The organism is Gordonia oleivorans (assembly GCF_040044975.1).
Classification (GTDB): domain Bacteria; phylum Actinomycetota; class Actinomycetes; order Mycobacteriales; family Mycobacteriaceae; genus Gordonia; species Gordonia oleivorans.
In genome coordinates this window covers 254,898-277,874 of sequence record NZ_JBDZDI010000004.1, presented here as the reverse complement: position 1 = coordinate 277,874, position 22,977 = coordinate 254,898, and the positions used below count along the sequence as shown (strand labels likewise).

At 67.7% G+C, this 22,977-nt stretch carries 19 protein-coding genes; 14 read left to right on the top strand and 5 right to left on the bottom strand.

Annotation, left to right across the window (positions count from 1 at the left end):
* Positions 1 to 67: 67 nt before the first annotated feature.
* Entirely contained in the window at positions 68 to 928 is an 861-nt protein-coding gene (locus ABLE92_RS09485) for a hypothetical protein (RefSeq protein ID WP_348804491.1), read from the bottom strand.
* A gap of 67 nt (positions 929 to 995) precedes the next feature.
* Positions 996 to 1,628, bottom strand: a complete 633-nt coding sequence (locus ABLE92_RS09480; RefSeq protein WP_348804490.1) for a dTMP kinase — start codon at positions 1,626 to 1,628, stop codon at positions 996 to 998.
* A gap of 80 nt (positions 1,629 to 1,708) precedes the next feature.
* Here ABLE92_RS09480 and mtrA point away from each other — a divergent pair, with 80 nt between their 5' ends.
* From mtrA to lpqB, 3 genes are read left to right on the top strand one after another with little or no spacing between them, the layout of a single operon-like run.
* The gene (mtrA, locus tag ABLE92_RS09475) at positions 1,709 to 2,395 is read left to right on the top strand and encodes an MtrAB system response regulator MtrA (RefSeq protein WP_348804580.1); all 687 of its coding nucleotides are present in this window, start codon (positions 1,709 to 1,711) and stop codon (positions 2,393 to 2,395) included.
* Positions 2,392 to 4,053 (top strand): MtrAB system histidine kinase MtrB, encoded by a 1,662-nt coding sequence (gene mtrB / locus ABLE92_RS09470; protein ID WP_348804489.1) that lies wholly within the window; start codon positions 2,392 to 2,394, stop codon positions 4,051 to 4,053. The genes mtrA and mtrB overlap by 4 nt, the downstream gene beginning before the upstream one ends.
* Complete coding sequence (lpqB, locus tag ABLE92_RS09465; protein WP_496560783.1) at positions 4,046 to 5,833, top strand: MtrAB system accessory lipoprotein LpqB; 1,788 nt, start codon at positions 4,046 to 4,048, stop codon at positions 5,831 to 5,833. Before mtrB ends, lpqB begins: the two co-directional genes overlap by 8 nt.
* A 4-nt stretch (positions 5,834 to 5,837) precedes the next feature.
* Here the strand turns inward: lpqB and ABLE92_RS09460 are convergent, their stop codons facing one another.
* Entirely contained in the window at positions 5,838 to 6,527 is a 690-nt protein-coding gene (locus ABLE92_RS09460; RefSeq protein WP_348804488.1) for a ComF family protein, read from the bottom strand.
* A gap of 467 nt (positions 6,528 to 6,994) precedes the next feature.
* Here ABLE92_RS09460 and hpf point away from each other — a divergent pair, with 467 nt between their 5' ends.
* The 3 genes from hpf (at position 6,995) to ABLE92_RS09445 (ending at position 11,412) form a co-directional block, all read left to right on the top strand.
* Positions 6,995 to 7,747, top strand: a complete 753-nt coding sequence (gene hpf / locus ABLE92_RS09455; RefSeq protein ID WP_348804487.1) for a ribosome hibernation-promoting factor, HPF/YfiA family — start codon at positions 6,995 to 6,997, stop codon at positions 7,745 to 7,747.
* 143 nt (positions 7,748 to 7,890) lie between these two features.
* Positions 7,891 to 10,731, top strand: coding sequence for a preprotein translocase subunit SecA (secA, locus tag ABLE92_RS09450; RefSeq protein WP_348804486.1), 2,841 nt, complete (start codon positions 7,891 to 7,893; stop codon positions 10,729 to 10,731).
* Positions 10,732 to 10,797: 66 nt separating this feature from the next.
* Entirely contained in the window at positions 10,798 to 11,412 is a 615-nt protein-coding gene (locus ABLE92_RS09445) for an Rv3235 family protein (RefSeq protein WP_348804485.1), read from the top strand.
* A 7-nt stretch (positions 11,413 to 11,419) separates the two neighbouring features.
* On the opposite strand, the gene ABLE92_RS09440 is transcribed toward ABLE92_RS09445, so the two are convergent.
* On the bottom strand, positions 11,420 to 12,496 hold the full coding sequence (locus tag ABLE92_RS09440; RefSeq protein ID WP_348804484.1) for a 2,3-butanediol dehydrogenase: 1,077 nt from the start codon (positions 12,494 to 12,496) through the stop codon (positions 11,420 to 11,422).
* A gap of 165 nt (positions 12,497 to 12,661) precedes the next feature.
* On the opposite strand from ABLE92_RS09440, the gene ABLE92_RS09435 reads away from it, so the two are divergent.
* The 6 genes from ABLE92_RS09435 (at position 12,662) to ABLE92_RS09410 (ending at position 19,860) form a co-directional block, all read left to right on the top strand.
* Positions 12,662 to 14,089, top strand: a complete 1,428-nt coding sequence (locus ABLE92_RS09435) for a wax ester/triacylglycerol synthase domain-containing protein (protein ID WP_348804483.1) — start codon at positions 12,662 to 12,664, stop codon at positions 14,087 to 14,089.
* A gap of 82 nt (positions 14,090 to 14,171) precedes the next feature.
* Positions 14,172 to 14,666, top strand: coding sequence for a DUF6912 family protein (locus ABLE92_RS09430; RefSeq protein WP_348804482.1), 495 nt, complete (start codon positions 14,172 to 14,174; stop codon positions 14,664 to 14,666).
* A 119-nt stretch (positions 14,667 to 14,785) separates the two neighbouring features.
* The gene (locus ABLE92_RS09425; RefSeq protein ID WP_348804481.1) at positions 14,786 to 15,901 is read left to right on the top strand and encodes a ferredoxin reductase; all 1,116 of its coding nucleotides are present in this window, start codon (positions 14,786 to 14,788) and stop codon (positions 15,899 to 15,901) included.
* Between the two features lie 100 nt (positions 15,902 to 16,001).
* A complete protein-coding gene (locus ABLE92_RS09420) occupies positions 16,002 to 17,102 on the top strand; it encodes a GNAT family N-acetyltransferase (RefSeq protein WP_348804480.1) in 1,101 nt (366 codons plus the stop codon).
* Positions 17,103 to 17,268: 166 nt separating this feature from the next.
* A complete protein-coding gene (locus ABLE92_RS09415) occupies positions 17,269 to 18,603 on the top strand; it encodes a fatty acid desaturase family protein (RefSeq protein ID WP_348804479.1) in 1,335 nt (444 codons plus the stop codon).
* A 45-nt stretch (positions 18,604 to 18,648) separates the two neighbouring features.
* Positions 18,649 to 19,860, top strand: a complete 1,212-nt coding sequence (locus ABLE92_RS09410) for a fatty acid desaturase family protein (protein WP_348804478.1) — start codon at positions 18,649 to 18,651, stop codon at positions 19,858 to 19,860.
* On the opposite strand, the gene ABLE92_RS09405 is transcribed toward ABLE92_RS09410, so the two are convergent.
* Positions 19,837 to 21,105, bottom strand: coding sequence for an MFS transporter (locus ABLE92_RS09405; RefSeq protein WP_348804477.1), 1,269 nt, complete (start codon positions 21,103 to 21,105; stop codon positions 19,837 to 19,839). The genes ABLE92_RS09410 and ABLE92_RS09405 overlap by 24 nt on opposite strands.
* Positions 21,106 to 21,204: 99 nt before the next feature.
* Here ABLE92_RS09405 and ABLE92_RS09400 point away from each other — a divergent pair, with 99 nt between their 5' ends.
* Positions 21,205 to 22,110 (top strand): LysR family transcriptional regulator, encoded by a 906-nt coding sequence (locus tag ABLE92_RS09400; RefSeq protein ID WP_348804476.1) that lies wholly within the window; start codon positions 21,205 to 21,207, stop codon positions 22,108 to 22,110.
* 11 nt (positions 22,111 to 22,121) lie between these two features.
* A complete protein-coding gene (locus tag ABLE92_RS09395) occupies positions 22,122 to 22,961 on the top strand; it encodes a class I SAM-dependent methyltransferase (RefSeq protein WP_348804475.1) in 840 nt (279 codons plus the stop codon).
* Positions 22,962 to 22,977 lie beyond the last annotated feature (16 nt).

The window sequence follows — 22,977 nt, the reverse complement described above, 5'->3', positions numbered from 1 at the left end:
CTTCACCTTTCGAGCGAGATGACAACAGCCCGGCGGATGACCGCCGGGCTGTTGTCGTCGGTAGGTCTCAGGCGGTGATGCCGGGTTCGGCGCCCGGGCAGTAGTACCAGGTGGCGTCCTCACGACGGAACGTCGCCGCGTTCTGCTCCGGGCTCGTCTGCTGTGAACCGAGTTCCAGGTGGGTGGTCACCGTCGACTCGGCGATATCCCCGTTGACCGAGCGCAGGGCGAGTCGTTCCAGCACCAGCGTGCCCTGCTCGGTGGGCACCTCGACCGCGCTGCGGGCCTCCGAGCACACGGTGCCGGCGATCCGGTTGCGGTCCCGGGTGTTGAGGGCGTCGACGTAACGTTGCATCGCGTCGCCGATCGCGTACAGCGTGGACTGATCCGGACTGCCCGACTGCTCCGACGTCGTCGGGGGTTCGGTCCCGTCCGTCGGATATGACCCGCCACCACCCTGCGGCAGGGTGGTCGTCGAGGTGGTCGGGTCGTCGGCGACGGTGGTCGAGGAGTCGCCGGTGTTCACCACGATCAGCGTCACCGCGAGCACGACGATCACCACCACGGCGAGCGCACCTCCGATGATCGCGACGAGTGCGCCGGTGTTGCGCGGCGGCGGTGGGGTGCCGGGTGTGATCCCGGGACCCGGGCCCGGCCCATACTGCGGTGGCGGGCCCTGCGGCGGAGCGCCGAAGGGCTGGGGTGGAGGGCCCTGCGGAGCAGCGCCATGGGGTTGTGCGGGAAACCCCTGCGAGGGTGGCCCCGGCGGGACGAACGCCGGGCCCGGTGGTGCCGCCTGCGGAGGAACCGGAGCCGCCGAACCGCCTTGGTGAGGTGCCATCGGGACCCGATGTGTCGTGGTCGGGCCGTAACCACCCGTCGGACCGGTGGGGCCGGGGGTGCCACCCTGAGATGGCGGATAGGTCATGAATCATCCTCGCGACGTGGGGTCGGCACCAGGCTATCCGACGTCGCCGCCGACCGGCCGTGACCCGTCATTCGGTGAGCAGATCACCGAGCACGGCCGGGTCGTTGTCGCTCACCAGCGTCCACGGCGACACCCACGATTCGACCGCCAGCCGACGGTAGAGCTCGTCCACCCGCACCTGCAGATCGGCATCCTTCTCGTAGTGATCCCGTGGCCGGCCGGGGTCGGCGGCGGCACGGGAGGCCGCGCGATCCATGGCCACCTCGGCGGCGACACCGAGGAGCAGGGTGTGGTCGGGCCGGGGGATCGCGAACCGTTCGAACTCGAGGTCGTGCACCCAGCCGACGACCGCGCCGTCGGCGGGTTCGCGCAGCCGCGCGGCGCTGTAGGCGGCATTGGACGCGACATACCGGTCGGCGACGACGACGTCGTGGGTGTCCAGCGCCTCACGGAGATCGGCGGCGGCATCGCGGCGATCGAGGGCGAACAGCAACGCCATCGCATACACGCTGTCCCGCAGGTCTCCGTGATCACCGTGCAGCGCCTCGGCGGCGATGTCGGCATGCACCGATCGGTGATAGCGCGGAAAGGTCACCGTGGCGACCCGCGCACCCAGGCCGTTCCAATGGTCGAGAAGTCCGGTCACGAGTGTGTTCTTGCCGGCGCCGTCGAGGCCCTCCACAGCGATCAGACGACCCAACGTGTTCTCCTCCGCGATTCTCGCTCGACGATGCACGCCCGGCGCGTCGATCATGGCCGGACGGTCACAACAGTGTCACCATTGTCACCATGAAGCCACGGATCCTCGTCGTCGATGATGATGCCGCGCTCGCGGAGATGCTCACAATCGTGTTGCGGGGTGAGGGTTTCGAACCGTTCGTCGTCGGCGACGGGACGCAGGCGCTCACCGCGGTGCGCGAGATCCGGCCCGATCTGGTGCTGCTCGACCTCATGCTGCCGGGGATGAACGGTATTGACGTGTGCCGCGTCCTGCGCGCCGACTCCGGTGTACCGATCGTGATGCTCACCGCCAAATCCGACACCGTCGACGTGGTGCTCGGCCTCGAATCGGGCGCCGACGACTACATGGTCAAACCGTTCAAGCCGAAGGAACTCGTCGCGCGCGTACGCGCCCGGCTGCGCCGCACCGACGAGGAGCCGGCCGAACTGCTGTCCATCGGGCCCGTCGAGATCGACGTCCCCGCCCACAAGGTCACCCGCGACGGCGTGCCGATCTCGTTGACGCCGCTCGAGTTCGACCTGCTGGTGGCGCTGGCCCGCAAGCCGCGTCAGGTGTTCACCCGCGATGTCCTGCTCGAGCAGGTGTGGGGTTACCGGCATCCGGCCGACACCAGACTCGTCAACGTGCATGTCCAGCGGTTGCGGGCAAAGGTCGAGACCGATCCGGAGAACCCGGAGGTCGTGTTGACGGTGAGGGGGGTCGGCTACAAGGCCGGCCCGCCGTGATCGGCCGCAACAGACGACGCGTCAACAGCACCTTCGGGCGACTCACCCGCTCGGCGAGTTCGCTGGCCTCGGTGTTCGGCCGGATCTGGCGTCGATCCCTGCAGTTGCGGGTCGTGGTGTCGACGTTGGTGCTGTCCGTGGTGGTGCTGCTGATCCTCGGGTTCGTCCTGATGAGTCAGATCACCGACCGGCTCCTCGACGTGAAACTCAGTGCCGCGACCGAGGAGGTCGAGCGTGCCCGCATCGCGGTGGAACGCGACCTGGCCGGCGGCGACGCCAACATGTCGGTGCAGAACCGGCTACGGCAGACGCGGTCGCTGCTGACCGACCGAGACACCGACAGCCCGCAGACGATGGGGAATGTCGGCACCTTCGACACCGTCCTGATCGTGCCCGGGGCCGACGGCGCGGTCACCGGAGTCGGTCCGATCACCGAGATCCCGAGCAATCTGCGTGACATGGTGGCCGGCGGGCAGATCGCCTATCAGTACTCGTCGGTGCCGGCCGCCGGTGGCGGGACACAGCCCGCGCTGATCATCGGGACGCCGACCAACGCGTCGGTGCCGGGACTCGAGTTGTATCTGGTCTTCCCCCTCACCACCGAGGGCAACACCGTCGACCTGGTGCGCGGCACCCTGCTCACCGGCGGGCTGGTGTTGTTGGGGCTGCTCGCCGCCATCGCGTGGCTGGTGTCGCGGCAGGTCGTCATCCCGGTGCGGTCGGCGTCACGGATCGCGGTGCGGTTTGCCGACGGCCGGCTCAAGGAACGCATGCCGGTCCGCGGTGAGGACGACATGGCACGACTGGCCATGTCGTTCAACGACATGGCCGAGAGCCTGTCCAAGCAGATCACCCACCTCGAGGAATTCGGCGGCCTGCAACGCCAGTTCACCTCCGACGTCAGCCACGAACTGCGCACGCCGCTGACGACGGTGCGGATGGCCAGCGATGTGCTCTACGAGGGCCGCGACGAACTCGACCCGGTGCGCCGGCGGTCGGTGGAACTGCTCGACAAGGAACTCGACCGGTTCGAGACGTTGCTGAACGAACTGCTCGAGATCTCGCGTCACGACGCGGGCATGGCCGAACTCGCCGCCGAACGCATGGACATGGCGATCCCCATCGATGCGGCGCTGGCGACCGTCGGTCACCTCGCCGACGAGACCGGCACCGAGCTGGTCCTCGATCTTCCGGCCGAACCGGTCCTCGCCGAGATCGATCCCCGTCGCGTCGAACGGATCCTGCGCAATCTGCTGGCCAACGCCATCGACCACGGCGAACGCCGCCCGGTGACGCTGACCATGCGCTCCGACGGCGACGCGGTGGCGATCACCGTCCGTGATCAGGGCATCGGCCTGCGTCCGGGAGAGGAGAAGCTCGTCTTCAACAGGTTCTGGCGGTCGGATCCGTCCCGGTTCCGACGATCCGGCGGTACCGGTCTCGGATTGGCGATCAGCATCGAGGACGCCCGACTGCATCAGGGACGACTCGAGGCGTGGGGTGAACCGGGGCAGGGCTCCTGCTTCCGTCTCACGCTGCCGCTGGTCCGGGGGCACAAGGTGCTGGGCAGCCCGCTGCCACTCAAGCCGGTGGGGTCGGGCAAGGCCCCCCGCACCGCGGCCACCACGACCGCCGGGCGTGAGGATGCCGATGACTGAGCCGATGCGCGCATCGTCCACTCCCCGTCGGGCTCGGTCCCGTCGGGTTCGTCGTCGGCTGATGGTGGTGGTGTGTGGCGTGGTGGCCGCGCTGACGCTCGCCGGATGTGGGGGAGTGCCCGACGATTCCGCACCCCAACCGATCAGTTCGTTCGCGCGTGAGGGCCCGACCAACTCGGTGCCCGAACCGGAGTCGGACATGGACCCGGAGGCGTTGGTCCGGGCCTTCCTCAAGGCGTCCGCGTCGCCGACCGACGCGCACGCGGCCGCGCGGAAATTCCTCAGCCGCGCCTCGGCGTCGCAGTGGGACGACCGCGGCGATTCGATCGTCGTCGAGAAGATCAACACCTACGTCGACCAGCGCAGCGAGACCGCCGTGCGGATGCGGCTCGTCGGCGACACCGTGGGTGTGCTGCGTCCCGACGGGCAGCTGCTGCCGTCGAGCGGGCAGGTGGAGGCCACCATCACCATGATTCGCGTCAACAATCAGTGGCGCATCGACGGCACGCTGCCCGACCAGACACTCATCGACCGGGATCAGTTCGAGGTCAGCTATCGGCAGGTGTCGGTGTACTTCACCGACCGCACCCGCACCCATCTCGTCACCGACCCGCGCTGGATGTATTCCGGACAGGACTCCGACCCGACGGCGTTGATCACCACACTGATCAACGGTCCGGCCACCGACCTCGCGCCCGCGGTGGATTCGGCGTTGCCCGCCGGTGCGGCGTTGCGCGGTCCGGTCACCCCGGTCCCCGGTGGTGGCGTACGAATCGATCTCACCGGCATCGGCAACCCCGACGTCCGGGATCGGACCGTGCTGGCGGCCCAGCTGGTCTGGACGCTTAGCGGCGCCGAGGTCGGCGGACCGTATGTGATCAACGCCGACGGTGCACCGCTGGTCGCCGACCGCTCCGGGGGATGGCAGACCGCCGATGTCCGGTCGTTCGATCCGAACGCGATACCGAACACCGACGTCGGACTCAACATCGTCCGCGACGGCGCACTGCTCGACGTGATCGACAACGGAACGACACCGGTCACCGGCGAACTCGGGACTTCCCGCCTGGTGCGTGCGGCCTCGATCGCCCCCGACGGCTCCCGGGTGGCCGCGGTCCTCGCGGTCGCCGGGGATCCGGCCCGGCGGGACCTCGCCATCGGCGACTACGGCGGCGACGTCGTCACCGTCACCTCCGGGACCTCGATGACCCGCCCGTCGTTCGGGTCCGGGGACAACACGGTGTGGTCGGTCGTCGACGGTCGGCCGATCGAGTGGATGCGCGACGACGGCGGTGCCACCCGCATCGTCGATGTCAACGCAGATCAGGTGACCGGTCTGGTCCGTGGCGCGATCACCGAACTGCAGATCGCCCCCGACGGTGTGCGCGTGGCGATGATCGTCGACGGACAGGTTCTGTTCGCGGTGATCGCCACCAACGACGACGGCCAGCTGTCCCTCGAGCAGCCGCGGATCGCCGCGTACAACATCGGCAATCGCGCGGTGTCGCTCGACTGGGCGTCGCCGACCACTCTGGTCATCGCGCGGGATGCGACCGATTCGCCGGTGGCGCAACTGTCCATCAACGGCACCCCGGCGGTGGGATTGCTCAGCGGGAACGTGTCACCGCCGGTCACCGCGGTGGTGGCGAATTCGTCGACGGTCTACCTCGCCGATCAGCGTGGCGTGCTGCGCCTGGGCAGCACCAACGGCCAGGCCGACGAGTACTGGACCGAGGTTGAGCCGGCGATGACGCCGGGCACGATCCCGGTGATCCCCTGACAACTCAGGCGCCGGCGAGCACCAGCACCGCCGCGATGTCGATGCCGTGCGCACGCAGGACCCGGACGGATTCCGCGGCGGTCGCCCCGGTGGTGAGCACGTCGTCGACGAGGACGGTCGTACCCACCGGCAGTGGATCGATCCGACGCAGCCGGATACGGCCGCGCAGGTTGTCCCGGCGGTCCCGCGCATCAAGTCCGGCCGAGTCGCGGGTGGTCGGCGCGGTGACCAGGGCGCTGATCACCCCGGCGCGCGGGCCGATCCGCCGCGCCGCGACCCGCGTCATCGCGGTGACCGGGTCGCCGCCGCGTCGACGGGCGGCCAGGGTGCGGGTGGGCGCCGGGATCAGATGCAGCCGTGGGGCGTCGGGGAGCTCACCCCAGCGGGCCAGGGTGATCAGCGCCGAGCCCAGCAGCGCTCCGAGAGGCTCGGCGAGACCTCGACGTTGATGCTCCTTCAGGTCGAGGATCCCCCGTCGCAGCGGACCCCGGTAGCGGCCCGCCGCCCACACCGGGATGTCGATCGGTACCCGGGGACGCAGCTCCACCGGGGCGTCGTAAGTTGCTTTCGCGCATTGCTCACACCAGTCGTGGCCCTGCGCGCCGCAGCCGGCGCAGCGTCGGGGCAATGCCAGATCGACGCCGTCGACGACGATCTGGCGCAGCGCCGCATACAGGTCCGAGGTCGCCGACACGGGCGCCAGTGTGACAGTCGGTCGGCGGTGACGCGTCGGTCCGCACCGGCCCATCGGCGCGGGTGGGGACGGCGGGTGATCTGGGGATCGCGGCGCGTCGGCCCGACGGTTCGACGGGCCCGACCGACCCCGTCGAGGACCTTCGTCCCCTCTTCAAGAGGGAGATTGTGACGCACTGATCGGAAACATGGCCGCGGAGCGAACATCCGACTACGGTCGAAGGTACAAGAGGTTGACAGGTCATCGCGGACCGCGGGATGTGGTTCGTGCGGGAGGTGAGGCCATCTGCGTCATGGGTGCCGACCGTCGGTCGGTACTGACTCGGTTCCTGCTCCTTCACTGCCGGGCGAACGCCAGAATCGTCGAATACGCAGGGCGCCAACTACTTTCACATCCTCTTGGGCGTCCGAGGTTCGATCCGCCGGGTTCGCGGCATCGTGGGGGCGCACTTTCCAGGAGGTAGTTGAATGTCATCTGTCATCCACCGCAAGGGCCAGCGCGAATCCAAGGTCGCCGCGGTCGACGACTACGACAACGATTCCGCATTTGTCGTTCCCCCCGGGACCGTCGAGTCGGAAGAACCCGCCGAGCCCACCGCGACAGTGGTGTTCAGTGGTCGCAACGTCGACATCCCTGACCATTACCGGATTTACGTCGGCGACAAGCTCGCGCGACTCGAACGGTATGACCCCAGCATCATTCGCTTCGACGTCGAGCTGAACCACGAACGCAACCGTCGGCAGTCCAAGGTCTGTCAGCAGGTGGAGATCACCGCGGCAGGCAAGGGCCCGGTGGTCCGCGCCCAGGCGCACGGCGAGAACTTCTACTCCGCTCTCGAGTCGGCCCTCGACAAAGTCGAGTCCCGGTTGCGTCGGGTGAAGGACCGCCGCAAGGTGCACTACGGCAATCGGCGTCCCATCTCGGTGGCCGAGGCGACCGAGGTCGGCGCCCCACCGCTGAAGGACAATCAGCTGTCGGTGCCCGGGCCGCTCCCGGATTCCGCGGAACCGCAGTGGGATGACGGGGTCGCCGAGCGCACGCCCGGGCAGATCGTTCGTGTCAAGGAGCATCAAGCGGTGCCGATGACCGTCGACGACGCGCTGTACGAGATGGAACTCGTCGGACACGACTTCTTCCTGTTCCATGACAAGGAGACCGACAAGCCCTCGGTGGTGTACCGGCGGCATGCATTCGATTACGGCCTGATCCGTCTGGCCTGACCCGATCGAGCCGAGGACTCGCTGGTCGGCACACCGGCCGATCAGTTGGTCCTCAGGCGACCTCGGTACCATGAGAACCGGCCTGTGCGCTGCGCAGGCCGGTTCTCCACGTTTGTCGACATGAGTTAGGGACTCGATCCACGGTGCTGAACAAGCTGCTGCGCGTCGGTGAAGGCCGCATGGTCAAGCGACTCGATGCCATCGCATCGCACGTCGAATCACTCTCCGACGAGGTCGAGGCGCTCAGCGACGACGAATTGCAGGCGAAGACAGCCGAATTCAAGGAACGCCACGCCGACGGCGAGTCGCTCGACGAACTGTTGCCGGAGGCCTTCGCGGTCGCCCGGGAGGCGGCCTGGCGCGTGCTCGACCAGAAGCACTTCCACGTGCAGATCATGGGTGGTGCGGCCCTGCACTACGGCAACATCGCCGAGATGAAGACCGGTGAGGGCAAGACCCTCACCTGTGTGCTGCCCGCCTACCTCAACGCCATCGCCGGCGACGGCGTACACGTCGTCACCGTCAACGACTACCTGGCCAAGCGTGACTCGGAGTGGATGGGCCGCGTCCACCGCTTCCTCGGTCTCGACACCGCGGTGATCCTCACCGGGATGACCCCGGACCAGCGTCGCGAGGCCTACGCCGCCGACATCACCTACGGCACCAACAACGAGTTCGGCTTCGACTACCTGCGTGACAACATGGCGCATTCCCTCGACGACCTCGTCCAGCGCGGCCACACCTTCGCCATCGTCGACGAGGTCGACTCGATCCTCATCGACGAGGCCCGCACCCCGCTGATCATCTCCGGCCCGACCGAGGGATCGAGCAAGTGGTACGTCGAGTTCGCCCGCATCGCCCCGCTGCTCGAACGTGACGTGCACTACGAGGTCGACATCAAGAAGAAGACCATCGGTGTTCACGAGGCCGGTGTGGAGTTCGTCGAGGATCAGCTCGGCATCGACAATCTCTACGACACCGCGAACTCGACGTTGGTCAGCTACCTGAACAACGCCATCAAGGTCAAGGAACTGTTCCACCGCGACAAGGACTACATCGTCCGCAACGGTGAGGTCCTCATCGTCGACGAGTTCACCGGTCGTGTGCTCGACGGCCGGCGCTTCAACGAGGGCCTGCACCAGGCCATCGAGGCCAAGGAACGCGTCGAGATCAAGGCCGAGAACCAGACCCTGGCGACCATCACCCTGCAGAACTACTTCCGCATGTACGACAAGCTCGCCGGCATGACGGGTACCGCTGAGACCGAGGCCGCCGAGTTCGACCAGATCTACAAGCTCGGTGTGCTGCCGATCCCGACCAACAAGCCGATGATCCGCAAGGACCAGGGCGACCTCATCTACAAGACCGAAGAGGCCAAGTTCGCCGCGGTCGTCGACGACATCACCGAGCGGCACGAGCTGGGTCAGCCGGTGCTGATCGGTACCACCAGCGTCGAGCGGTCGGAATACCTGTCGCGTCAACTCAAGAAGCGCGACATCCCGCACAACGTGCTCAACGCCAAGTTCCACGAGCAAGAAGCCCAGATCGTCGCCGAGGCCGGACGCACCGGCGCGGTCACCGTCGCCACCAACATGGCCGGTCGCGGCACCGACGTCGTGCTGGGTGGCAACCCCGACATCATCGCCGACATCCGGCTGCGCAAGGCCGGACTCGACCCGGTCTCCACCCCGGATCAGTACGAGGAGGCGTGGGAAGAGGCCATCGAGACCGCGCGTACCGACGCCGCCGAGGAGGCCGAGAAGGTCCGCGACGCCGGCGGTCTCTACGTGCTCGGCACCGAACGGCACGAATCCCGCCGCATCGACAACCAGCTGCGTGGCCGGTCCGGCCGTCAGGGTGACCCCGGCGAGTCGCGGTTCTACCTCTCCCTCGGCGATGAACTCATGCGCCGATTCAACGGTGCCGCCCTCGAATCCATCATGAACCGGGTCAATCTGCCCGACGACGTGCCGATCGAGGCCAAGATGGTCACCAAGGCCATCCGCAGTGCCCAGACGCAGGTCGAGCAGCAGAACTTCGAGGTCCGCAAGAACGTCCTCAAGTACGACGAGGTGATGAACGAGCAGCGCAAGGTGATCTACGCCGAGCGCCGCACCATCCTCGAGGGCACCGATCACCGGGAACAGATCCTGGAGATGATCGCCGAGGTCGTCGGCGCCTACGTCGACGGCGCGACCGAGGTCGGGTACGCCGAGGACTGGGATCTCGACGAATTGTGGTCGGCACTGAAGACCCTCTACCCGGTCGACCTCGATCCGAAGGAGGTCGTCGGCGAGAACGAGTACGGCGAGCGTGACGACATCTCCGCCGAGGAACTCAAGACCATCCTCGTCGCCGACGCGCAGGCCGCCTACGAGGGCCGCGAAGAGCAGATCACCGAGGTCGCCGGCGAGGGCGCGATGCGTCAACTCGAACGCACCATCCTGCTCAGCGTCCTCGACCGCAAGTGGCGCGATCACCTCTACGAGATGGATTACCTGCGGGAGGGCATCCACCTGCGGTCGATGGCCCAGCGTGACCCCGTCGTGGAGTACCAGCGCGAGGGCTACGACATGTTCAGCGGCATGCTCGAGGGCCTCAAAGAGGAGACGCTGCAGTTCCTGTTCAACGTGCAGGTGCAGACCGAGGCCCCGCCGGTATCCGCACCGGCCGCCGCGACCCGCCGCGAGCCGGCCCCGGCGTTGGCCGGTGCCGCCGCCGGGAACGGTGCCGCGACTACTGCCGCGCGTCAGGCACCACCGGCACTACGGGCGGTCGGGGTGTCCGACTCGGCCCCGGATGAATCGGAGATCAGCTACTCCGGTCCGAACGAGGACGGATCGACCGTCGTGCACAGCGAGGCCGACGAACTCGAGGATCCGGCACTGGTGTCGGCGACGCGTCGTGAGCGTCGCGCCGCGGCCCGCGCCCAGGGCAAGACCGCGGGTGGCAAGCCGCCGAAATCCAAGAAGAAGCGGCGCTGAGTGCCGTCGGCGAAAAAACTTTGAGATTCATGGAACCGAAAGGGCGTGTGCTGCGTCCGATCTTCCATGACGCGCACTTTCATCCGGACCCAGCAACCTCCAGCACTGCTCGCCGCCGCCGACCCGAGGCCTGGCCCCGACGGCCCGCCCGTACGACTGGAGATCGTCCCGGCGCCGGCGTGTGAACCCGTCGGCGTGCCCAGCAGTGCCGGTGACACCACCGCGGTGTTCGCGGCGGCGCCATCACTTCCGGTTGCGCCGGCGCGGCGGGCGCCCGTCGGTGTACCGGCGGCGACGATCGAGGCGCGTCGCTTCGCCATCGCGATCATCACCGCCGTGTTCGAGGTGATCGACCGGCGACGCCCCGCCCATCACCTCGAACCGGTGGTGTCGGCGCACCTCGTCGAACACATCGGCACGTTGGTGCGCGCCGATCTCGCGCATGCCGATCCGGCGGGCGTCGGTGAGGCGGCCCATGTCCGGCGCGTCCACATCCAGATGCGCGATGCCACCACCGCGGAGATCTTCGGCAGCTACGAGCGGGGACGCCGGGTGCGGGCCTTCGCCGGCCGGATCGAACGGGTGCCGTGCCGGGTTCGCCAGGCGCCCACCCGCAATCGCCCCACGATTCCGGTGCGCGTCGAATACCGTTGGCGGCTGGTGGAATTCGCGCTCACCTGAGCGTGATCTAGAGACCTGCCCCGGACGGGGAGACGAGGATCTTCACGGCGGTCTCGTTGTGATGGAGCAGCGTGTCGAAGCCGTCGTCGACGAGGTTGTCGAGGCCGATGCGTCCGGTGATGAACGGTGCCAGGTCGATCCGGCCCTCCTCGACCAGCCGGATCGTCGCCGGATGACTGTTGACGTAGGCGATGGTGCCGCGCATATCGAGTTCCTTGAGCACCAGTCTCTGCATGTCGATCGATCCGGGATGGCTCCAGATCGACACCACCACCGCCACGCCCCGGGGTGCCAGGGCATCGACGAGGGCGTCCAGACCGGGCTGGACCGACGTGCATTCGAAGCCGACATCGGCGCCCCGACCGTCGGTGATCGCACGTACGCGGGCGGCGACGTCCTCGGCGGACGGGTCGATCACATGGTCGGCGACCTTGGCCTCGAGTGCCTTCTGACGGCGCAGCGAACTCGGTTCGCTGACGATGGTGGTCACCCCTTCGGCCTTGCACACCGCCGCGGTGAGCAACCCGATCGGACCGGCCCCGGTGATGAATGCGGTGTCACCGCTGCGCGCACCGCTACGTTCGACCGCGTGGAAACCCACCGAGAGTGGTTCGATCAGGGCCGCCTGATCCAGCGGGATCGTCGGCGAGATCGGATGTACCCAGCGGCGTTTCACCACGATCTTCTCGCCCAGCCCGCCTCCGCATCCGCCGAGTCCGATGAAGTTCATGTCCGCCGACAGGTGGTAGTCGTGACTGTCGGGTCCGGTGTCGACTCCCTCGCCGATGATGTAGGGCTCGACCACCACGTGATCGCCGACCGCGACGTCGTCCACGCCGTCGCCCACCGCGTACACCACCCCCGACATCTCGTGGCCGAGCGTGACCGGCGCGCTTTCCCCACTGATCGGCTGCGGATGCCCGGCCGGTGGGATGAAGATCGGGCCGTCGGCATACTCGTGCAGGTCGGTTCCGCAGATGCCGCACCAGGCCACGTCGATGCCGACGGTGCCCGGTGTCACCACGGGTTCGTCGATGTCCTCGATCCGGATGTCGCCGCGATCGTAGTAGCGGGCTGCACGCATGGAGATCTCCTTTGATCGGGTGCGGCGCTCGGCGATGACCGCCGCATCCCCGGAGTCAAACCGCCGTCGCGGCGGAGAGTCAAGCGTTGCCGGGAGTTGCAGCGTGGGTCTGCGACGGCAACCGCTCGCGAAGGGAAGTGTGAGACATGTCCTAGGATCGGCGACGTGGTCAATCGGTTGTCCCCGCGTGAGGCGATGTACTACTTCATGGATCCGACCGGGGCCACGAGTCATCTGGGCGCACTGCTCGTCGTCGACGAGGCGTCGTCGGAGAAGGCCGATCAGACATCGCCCGTCGATTACCCGTCGCTGGTGTCGCTGGTGGAGAACCGACTCCAGGTCGCGCCGCGCTACCGGCAGGTCGTGTGCCCGGTGACGATGGGTCTGGCCCGCCCGGTGTGGGCCGACGACCCCGATTTCGACATCAACTTCCACATCCGGCGATCCGGTCTGCCGCGTCCCGGTTCGATGAGCGATCTCGCCGATCTGATCGCCCGGGTGATGTCGCGGCCACTCGATCGCTCGCGGCCGCTGTGGGAGATGTATCTGATCGAAGGTCTCGCAGACGGTGGCCATGCCCTCCTCACCAAAACCCATCGATGCCTCGTCGACACGCACGGGCCGGAGATGTCGGAGGTGATCACCGACGAATCGCCGCAGGTCCGCCGCCTCGATCCCGACGTGTGGATGCCCGGACATCCCCCGGGCGCCGCCGCGCTGGCGATCGGAGCGGTCGCCGAGGCGGTGTCGCGTCCCGGTGAGTTGCTCGAGTCGGTCGTCGCCGGCAACGGTGTCATCGGCGGGGTCCGCTCGCTGGTCGGTTTCACCGTCGACCGGGTGGGAGATCTGCTGGCCCAGGTGACTGATTCGACGCCGTCGAGCCCGCTGGACGCGCCGGGGACCTCGTCACAGATGTTCACGGTGGCCTCGATACCCCGGCGGGACTGCGCCAAGATCGCCGAGCGGCACGGTTGCACGGTCAACGACGTGGTGCTGGCGATCATCGGCGGCGTCCTGCGGCGGTGGCTGCTGTCCTACGACGTGGCCGCCCCCATCACCGGCACCGTGCGGGTGGAGATCCCGTTGACCACCCGCGATCCCGGGGTGATCACCTCCGCCGAATGCGGCGATCGGTGGGTCGACGTCGGCGCGCCCGGTTTCGTCACCGATCTGCCGATCGGTGAGGACAATCCGACCGTGCGACTCGCGCAGGTGGCCGGGCTGGCCGATCGGTACTCGCAGTCATCGCGGCGAGTCACCCAGGGACCCCGCCCGATCCTGTCCGAGCTGGGCGTGGTGCCCTTCCCCGAGCTCGGTTCGTGGGCGTTCCGGTCGTGGGGAAAGCGCGGCTACAACGTCCCGATCGCCATCGGTGCCGCACCCGTCGCCGATCGGTATGTGTTGGGGCGCAAGGTATCCGGCATCTATTCGATTCCGGGTCTGGTGGCCGGGCATTCGCTGTCGATCGGCGTCGTGGAGTATGCCGGAGCGTTGCGGTTCGCCTTCACCGCCGACCGGGGCGTCATCGCCGACCTGCCGGCGCTGGCCGACTACGTCACCGAGTCGTTCGAGGAACTCGTCGGTGCCGACTGACCCGGACCGGCGGGCCGGTCGGGGCGTCTCCTACGCTGATCGGCGTGGGGCGCAGCGGCGGCGAAGGTGATGAGGTGTGGCGATGAGGGTCTATTTTCCGGCGACGTTGACGATGCTGACGACGCTGCAGTCGACGGGGGAGTTCACGCCGGTCAGCGGCACCGGGTTCGCGCTCACCCCGGCGCTGCGAGAGTCCTTCCTCTCCGGCGACGACGAGGAACTCGCCGAGGTCGCCATGCGGGAGGCCGCGCGGGCATCGCTGCGGTTGCTCGCCGCCGATTCCTCGCAGCTGCCCGTCCGGCGGGTGGTGGTGGCCGCCGACGTTTCCGATGCGACGCTGCGACCCGATCTCGACGTCGCGGTGGTGCGGGTGGCCGGCCCGATCCCGCGGACCTCGATCGCCTCGGTGCACGTCGACGGCGCCGATGCCGAGCCAGCGGTGCGGACGGCCGTCGAGGTGATCGATGCCGCCGACCTCGGTGACGAGGACGCCGAACTCGCGGTCGGTGACGTCGAGGATTTCGATCTCGCCTGGTATGCCACGCAGGAGCTGCCGTTCCTGCTGGAGTTGCTCTGAGTCCTGCTCTCCGGGCCGCTGTCGCGCATCAGGTTTCGGTGACGTAACCTACGGGTGCGTAGGTTACGTCTCGATCGTCGGTCGAGGCGCACGAATCGAGAACTAGAGGACGGTGATCGGTGGGCATCCGGGATCGCTTCGAGGCGCCGGTATCGGGAATCGCGGCACGCAGCCGGGCCGGCCAATGGGTGCGCGCCGCGGTGGCGCGGATGACCACTCCGCTGCTGCCCGACGACTATCTGCATCTGGCGAATCCGCTGTGGTCGGCGCGCGAACTGCGCGGGCGGATCGAGTCGGTCGCCCGGGAGACCGATGACACGGCGACCATCCGCATCCGGCCGGGCTGGGGATTCACCTTCGACTACGCCCCGGGCCAATACATCGGCATCGGTGTCCTCGTCGACGGTCGCTGGACCTGGCGGTCGTACTCGCTCACCTCGGTGCCTGACACCACCCGGACCGACGGCCTCGTCGCCATCACGGTGAAGGCGATGCCCGAGGGATTCCTGTCCTCGCATCTGGTCAACGGACTGACTCCGGGCACGATCGTCCGGCTGGCCGCCCCGCAGGGGGAGTTCGTCCTGCCGGATCCGCTGCCCGCGAAGATCCTCTTCGCCACCGCGGGCAGTGGTCTCACGCCGATCATCTCGATGCTGCGGACCATGACCCATCGCCGGCAGCGCACCGACATCACGCTGATCCACTCCACCCCGACGCCGGAGAGTCTGCTGTTCGCCACCGAACTCGACGACCTCGCCGCTTCCGGGATGATCGACCTGCATATCCGCCACACCCGAGTCGACGGCAAGCTCACCGCCGCCGATCTGACCACCCTGTGCCCGGACTGGACCGGGCGGGCCACCTGGGCGTGCGGTCCGTCGGGCTTCCTGGACATGCTGACCGGCGCCTTCGATTCCGCCGGGGTCACCGAGAATCTGCACATCGAACGCTTCGCGCTGGAGCGGGGAGCCGTGGGGGCGCAGGGCGGCACGGTCACCTTCGGACGGGCGGGCCGCAGCACCGAGGTCGACGGGGCGACGACCCTGCTCGAGGCAGGTGAGTCGGCCGGGGTCATCATGCCGTTCGGCTGCCGGATGGGGATCTGCCAGAGCTGCGTGGTGATGCTCGACAAGGGCTGTGTGCGTGACCTGCGGTCCGGCGCCGAACACGTCGAGGGGGAACGCATCCAGACCTGCGTGAGCGCCGCGGCGGGGGACTGCACGATCGACGTCTGACACGCATCGCAACCGGGGGTCGATCCCGGTGTTCGCGCCGCCGTCCGCGCCGACGCGTTAGGCTCGATGGGCGACGCTGTCGACCACGGAGGAGATCCGCGTGCGAGCCGAACTGATCGAACTGACGACGACGAGCGATGTGCCGGTCCTGTCCGACGGCGTCATCACGCTTCGGGCACATCAGACCGACGACGTCGAGAGAGTGGTCGGGTACGCCACCGATCCGCTGACGATGCGCTGGGCGAAGATGCCCTCACCCTATGGCCGATCCGATGCCGAGCGTTTCATCATCGGTGCGCTGCAGGGCTGGCGGGACGGCAAGTCCATGATCTGGGCGATCGAACACGAGGGCCGCTTCATCGGCAGCATGGACCTGCGGGGTTCCGGCCGGATCGTCGACATGGGTTTCGGTCTGCACCCCGATGCGCGTGGTCTCGGCCTGGTCCGTCGGGCGATGGTGCTCGCCATGGAGTACGCGGTCGCCGAGCGTGACGTCGAGGTGGTGCGCTGGGAGGCGGCCGAGGGCAACCTGTCGAGCCTGAAGGCCGCCCACGCTGCGGGCTTCACCCTGGTGGGGCGGCTGCCGGACTGGCTGGAGATGAACAGCGGCGTCGTCGACGCATGGTGCGGCAAGTGGCATGCCGGCGACAGCTTCGACCCCAAAACCACCTGGCAAGCAACGACTTTCGAGACCGAACGGTTCCGGCTGCGGCCCCTGGAGGTCAAGGATGACGAACGGATCCGGGAGACCCTCGACGACCCGATTTCGCGTAGATACCTGTTCGGTCGTCCCGATCCGCTGACGATCGAGCATGCCGCCGCCGAACGCACCCGCAAGTGGTGGACCGCCGCGTGCGGGCAGACCTGCACCTGGGCGGTCGCCGACCGCGAGACCGACAAGTACATGGCCGACATCTCGCTGTTCAAGATCGATCCCGTCGTCGGTGCCGAGGCCGGCTTCTACACCCACCCCGAATCCCGCGGTCTCGGCGTGCTCGGGGAGACGTTCCCGGCGGCGGTCCGCCACAGCTTCGATGTGCTCGGGCTGCGCCGGCTGACGATGTTCGCCGCGGACTCCAACGAGGGCAGCAAGAAACTCGCGCTGCGCGCCGGATTCCACGAGTTCGGTACCCAGCCACTCGCGGCCAGCTCCGACGGGCACATCGAGGACCTCGTCGGATACGAGTTGCTGCGGGACTGATCCGCCCCCCGGCGCGAACCGCCCGGTGGTCCGCGCCACACCTCACCATCGTTCATTGCAATGGCTGGACACCACGCCCGGCGACAACCTACGCTGTCGTAAGTTACGGAAACGTAGCCGTAGGCACGAGGGGTTTGTGCCCGCGGCGTGAGTCGAGAGGGAGCGCATGGCAATCACCGACATTCCCGAATACGCCCACCTGTCCGAATCCGACATCGAGGCCCTCGGGGCCGAACTCGATGCCATCCGCGCCGACATCGAGGCGGCGCGCGGCGAGCGGGATGCCCGCTACATCCGCAACACCATCCGCTTCCAGCGAGGTCTCGAACTGGCCGGGCGGACGATGATCGCCGGATCACGCAACCGGACCCTGTGGTGGGCCGGTGCGGCCACCCTCGGGGTCGCGAAGATCGTCGAGAACATGGAACTCGGCCACAACGTGATGCACGGGCAGTGGGACTGGATGAACGATCCCGAGGTGCACTCGACCACCTGGGAGTGGGACAACACCGACCCGTCGGCGCACTGGAAGCACACCCACAACTACATCCATCACAAGTACACCAACGTGCTGGGTATGGACGACGACGTGGGCTACGGACTGCTGCGCGTGACCCGCGATCAGCGCTGGCGGCCGTTCAACTACGGCAACCTGGTGTACAACACCCTGCTGGCCCTGCTGTTCGAATACGGCGTCGCCGCACAGCATCTCGAACTCGGCAAGAAGCGCAAGACGCCCGAGGCCAAGGAACAGTTCCGCCGCGACCTGAATGATGTCGGCCGCAAGGTCGGCAAGCAGGTTGCCAAGGACTACCTCATCCACCCGTCACTCGTGGCCGCGGCCGCGGTGGCCGTCGGTGGCGACAAGCGCTCGGCGGCAACGGCTTTCCGTAAGGCGGTGACCGCCGATGCGATGGCCAGCGCCATCCGCAACGTGTGGAGCAACGCGGTCATCTTCTGCGGTCACTTCCCCGACGGTGCCGAGAAGTTCACCAAGCAGGACGTCGACAGCGAGACGCAGGCCGAATGGTATCTGCGACAGATGTTGGGCAGCGCCAATTTCCGGTGCGGTCCGATCCTGGCCTTCATGAGCGGGAACCTGTCGTATCAGATCGAGCACCACATCTTCCCGGATCTGCCGAGCAACCGGCTCGCCGAGATCGCGGTGCGGGTGCAGGCGCTCTGCGAGAAGTACGACCTGCCCTACACCACTGGCTCGTTCCCGCTGCAGTACGCGAAGTCGTGGCGCACCATCGCCAAACTGTCGCTGCCGAACAAGTACCTGAAGGCGACCGCCGACGACGCGCCGGAGACCGCATCCGAGCGCCGGTTCAAGCAGGATCTGCCGGCCGGGGCCCGGTTGGCGTCGACCACCGATCCGATGACCGGGCGTCGCCGGGGACTGCGGTCGGCCATCAGGGCGCTGCGTGACCGTCGAAACGGGGGCCGTCGCAACCGACTTGGACGGTCGTCCCAGGTCATCGGGTCGCGGGCGGCCTGAGTGCAGGTGGCCCCGGTGGGTGTGGTGAGGGCATAATCGACGGCGATGGCAATCACCGAGATCAATGAGTACGCGCACCTGACCGACGCCGACGTGGAAGCGCTCGGCGCCGAACTCGACGCCCTTCGACGGGAGGTCGAGGCCGACCGCGGTCTGCGCGATGTCAGGTACCTCCGCCGCACGATCCTCGCCCAGCGGGCTCTCGAGGTCACCGGCAGGGCATTGCTGCTCGGCAGCCACAAGCGTCCGTTGTGGCTGCTCGGGACGGGTTCCCTCGCGCTGGCCAAGATAATCGAGAACATGGAACTCGGGCACAACGTGATGCACGGGCAGTGGGACTGGATGAACGATCCCGAGGTGCATTCGACCACCTGGGAATGGGACATGGTGTGTGCGTCGCCGCACTGGAAGCACTCCCACAACTACATCCATCACAAATACACCAACGTCGTCGGCATGGATCACGATGTGGGCTACAAGGTCCTGCGGGTGACCCGAGACGAGCCGTGGGCACCCAAGCGTCTGATGCAACCCATCTCCAACATCGTGCTCGCCGCGACGTTCGAATGGGGTATTGGCCTGCACGACATTGCCGTAGGCGACGTGCTCACCGGTAAGAAGTCCCGCGCGGTCGGCATTCCCCAGATCCAGGAGTTCGGCCGCAAGATCGGCAAGCAGGTCGCCAAGGACTACGTGCTGTTCCCGGCCCTGACCGGCCCCAACTTCCGGCACACGCTGACCGCGACCCTCACGGCCAACCTGATCCGCAACCTGTGGGCGTACGTGGTCATCTTCTGCGGTCACTTCCCCGACGGGGCCGAGAAGTTCACCGTCGACACCCTGGACAACGAGACCCAGGGCCAGTGGTATCTCCGACAGATGTTGGGCAGCGCCAACTTTCGGGCCGGACCGGCGATGGCGTTCATGTCCGGGAACCTCTGCTATCAGATCGAACACCACCTCTACCCGGATCTGCCGAGCAACCGGCTCGCCGAGATCGCGGTCCGGGTGCGGGCGCTGTGCGACAAGTACGACCTGCCCTACACCACCGGCTCGCTGTGGTTCCAGTACCTCAAGACACTGCGGACCATCAACAAGCTGGCCCTGCCGGATCGGTTCCTGCGTGACACCGCCGACGACGCCCCGGAAACCGCCTCCGAGCGCCGCTTCGTCGGCACCGACCGGGCTCTCGGCCTCAAGACGGCCATCGCCGAGGTGCGTCGGCGTCGGCGTTTACGCCGTCGCGCGAGCGCGTAAGCGCCCCTGGGCCGCGACACCCTGGACCTCGTGCCCGCGTTCGGTGATCGCGAACCACCCCCACAGCGCCAGTCCGGCCGCTGCCGCGCCGGCCCCCGCGGCACAGACCAGTGACCACCCGCCGGTCTGATAGGCCCAGCCGCCGAACGCGGAGCCGATGACGCCCCCGGTGAAGTAGGCGACCATGTACGCCGTCGTCAGGCGGGAGCGGGCCTCGCCGTCGAGTGAGTACACCGCCGCCTGGTTGGCGATCTGCACACCCTGCACCCCGAAGTCGAAGACCAGCAGGGCGATGATCAGCACGATCACCTGATGCGCACCCACCCACAGCAGGCCCCAGCTCACCAGCTGAACCAGCCAGACGCCGTACTGCGTGTGCCGCAGGAAACCGCGGTCGGCGAGCCTGCCGACCCGGGGTGCGGCCATCGCGCCGGCCACGCCGGCGAGACCGAACAGCCCGATCGCGGCGTCGGAGAAGTGATACGACGAGCCGTGCGCTCCGGCGAGCAGGAACGCGATCGCCGTCCACATGGCGCTGAACGTCGCCATGTTGAGTCCACCCAGCAGCATGCGATGCCGGAGGACGTTCTCGGTGCGGATCAGGGTGAAGATGGACCCCAGCACCCGCAGATAGCTGTTTCCGCCCGTCGACGTGGCCGTCTGCGGGGCCCGGAACCAGACAGCAAGGGCCATCACGACCTGGACGACGGCGGCCACGACGAGAACGGTGCGCCAGCCGCCGGCCTCGGCGATCAGCCCGGAGATGACGCGGGAGAACAGGATGCCGATGAGCAGACCGCTCATCACGGTGCCGACCACCGCGCCACGCTCGCCCGGTCCGGCGATCGCGGCCGCCCACGGGACGACCACCTGCGCCGCCGACGCGGAGATCCCGACGGCGAACACCATCACCATCAGGACCGCGTAGGCGGGGGCCGCGGCGGCGATGGCCAGGCCGACACACGAGACGATCAACAGGCCGCTGACCAGGCGACGCCGATTGACGAAGTCGCCGAGCGGGACGACGAGCGCGAGGCCGATCAGATAGCCGGCCTGGGTGACGGAGATGATCAGCCCGGCGGCGGTGGTGGACACCCCGAAATCGGAACCCACCTCATGCAGCAGTGGCTGCAGATAGTAGAGGCACCCGGCCGACGATCCGGCGGTCAGGGCGAACAGCAGGACGACGACGCGACTCAGTCGGGTACTCGCCGATGAGGCCGGCGTATCGGTGGACGTGTGCATGTCACCATCGTGACGCACATCGGCCATGATGAAAAGCGATAGATTTTGATATAGACATCTCTTCTCGAGATGGGTAGCAGGTTCGGCGGGAGGAAGACCATGGAACTCCGACAGCTCGAGTACTTTCTCGCCTGCTGCGATACCGGCACGTTCACCGCGGCCGCGAAGTCACTGCACGTGGTGCAGTCGGCGGTGTCGTCGTCGGTGGCCAAACTGGAGAAGGAGGTCGGTGCGCGACTGTTCGACCGCACCACCACGGCGCTGGTCCTGACCGAGGCCGGACAGGCGATCGTCGAACCCGCCCGGGCCGCGCTACGCGCGCGGTCGGAGATCGTGGAGGCGATCGGGGCATTGCGGGGTGACATCTCCGGGCATGTGTCGGTGGGTGCCCTGATCAACATCGCCACCATCGATCTGGCCGAGGCCTTCGGCGAGGTGCACCGGCGGCATCCGGGGATCACGATCGCGATGCGCCAGAATCAGCAGGGCAGTGCCGGCAACGTGCGCGGAATCCGGGACGGGACACTCGATCTGGCTCTTCTCGGTGGATTGCCGGACCAGGTCCCCGGCGTGGTCGCGCACCGATTGGCCGCGGAACCGCTGGTGCTCGTCGGCTCCCCGGATCATCCTCTGATGCAGGCGGGTTCGTTCTCGGTGGCCGATCTCGCCGACGAACGCACCATCGATTTCCCGCCGGGATGGGGGACGCGGGCCATCACGGATCGCCATGTGCCGAATCGGCGGTCGGTCATCGAGGTGGCGGATCAGGACTTCGGAATCCAATTGGCGCTCAATGGTTTCGGACTTAGTCTGGTACCCGTCAGCGTGGTGGCCGGACATCCGCGGGCGCGTCCGGCGCACTGCCGGGACGCCGACCTGACCTGGGTCATCTCCATCGCGCACTCGGCCACCCGGACGCCGTCCACGGTGGCGCGGGCGGTGCTCGACATCGTGCGCGAGGTGACGACCGATCCGCCTATCGAGAACGGTTCTCAACACGTCTAGGATCTGAAGGCATGAGCGGACCGACCCTTGCCGATGTCTTCAACTCCACCAGCGCGGATTTCGACGCCGTGACGCCGACGGTGTGGGGGCCCGCCGGTGCTGCGCTCGCCGCCGCCGCGGACCTGCGCGCCGGCGAATCCGTGCTCGACATCTGCTGTGGCACCGGCGCCAGTGCACTGGCCGCCGCCCGCCTCGTCGGTCCCGAGGGTTCGGTCACCGCGGTCGATTTCGCCGCCGACCTGGTCGAGCGGGCCCGCGCGAAAGCGGACACCGAAGGCTTGCGCACCATCGACTTCGAGGTGGGCGACGTCACCGCCCTGCCTCAGCGATACCGGTCCGACTTCGACGCCCTGGTATGTGGTTTCGGTGTGTTCTTCCTCCCCGACATGGACGACACGGTGCGCAGTCTCCTGGCTGTGCTGCGCCAGGGTGGTCGGGTGGCCTTCGCGGTCTGGCATGAGGACGCACTGCACGATTTCACCGCCGCATACTTCGCCGAGGTGTCCCGGGTGACCGGTGCACCGCCACCGCCGTCGTTGCGCGCACCGTCGGACGGCCCGCGGCATCCGATCACCCGTATCGACACGGTGGACAAGATCACCGTCTGGCTCGAATCCCTCGGCACAGTGCACACATCGGCGACGGTGTTGCCGTTGCGGGTACCCCGTACTGACGACTTCTCGTGGGCGATGGTGCTCGGCAGCGGAATGCGACGTGCGCTCCTCGATCTGGATGCCGGGCAGGTGACCGACATCCGAACGGGATTCCTGCGTCGTCTCGCCGACGACGGCATGCTCGAGGTCAACTGCGACACCATCATCGCGACCGCGACCCGACCCGGGAGTGATTGAGCGGGAGCTGGAATGT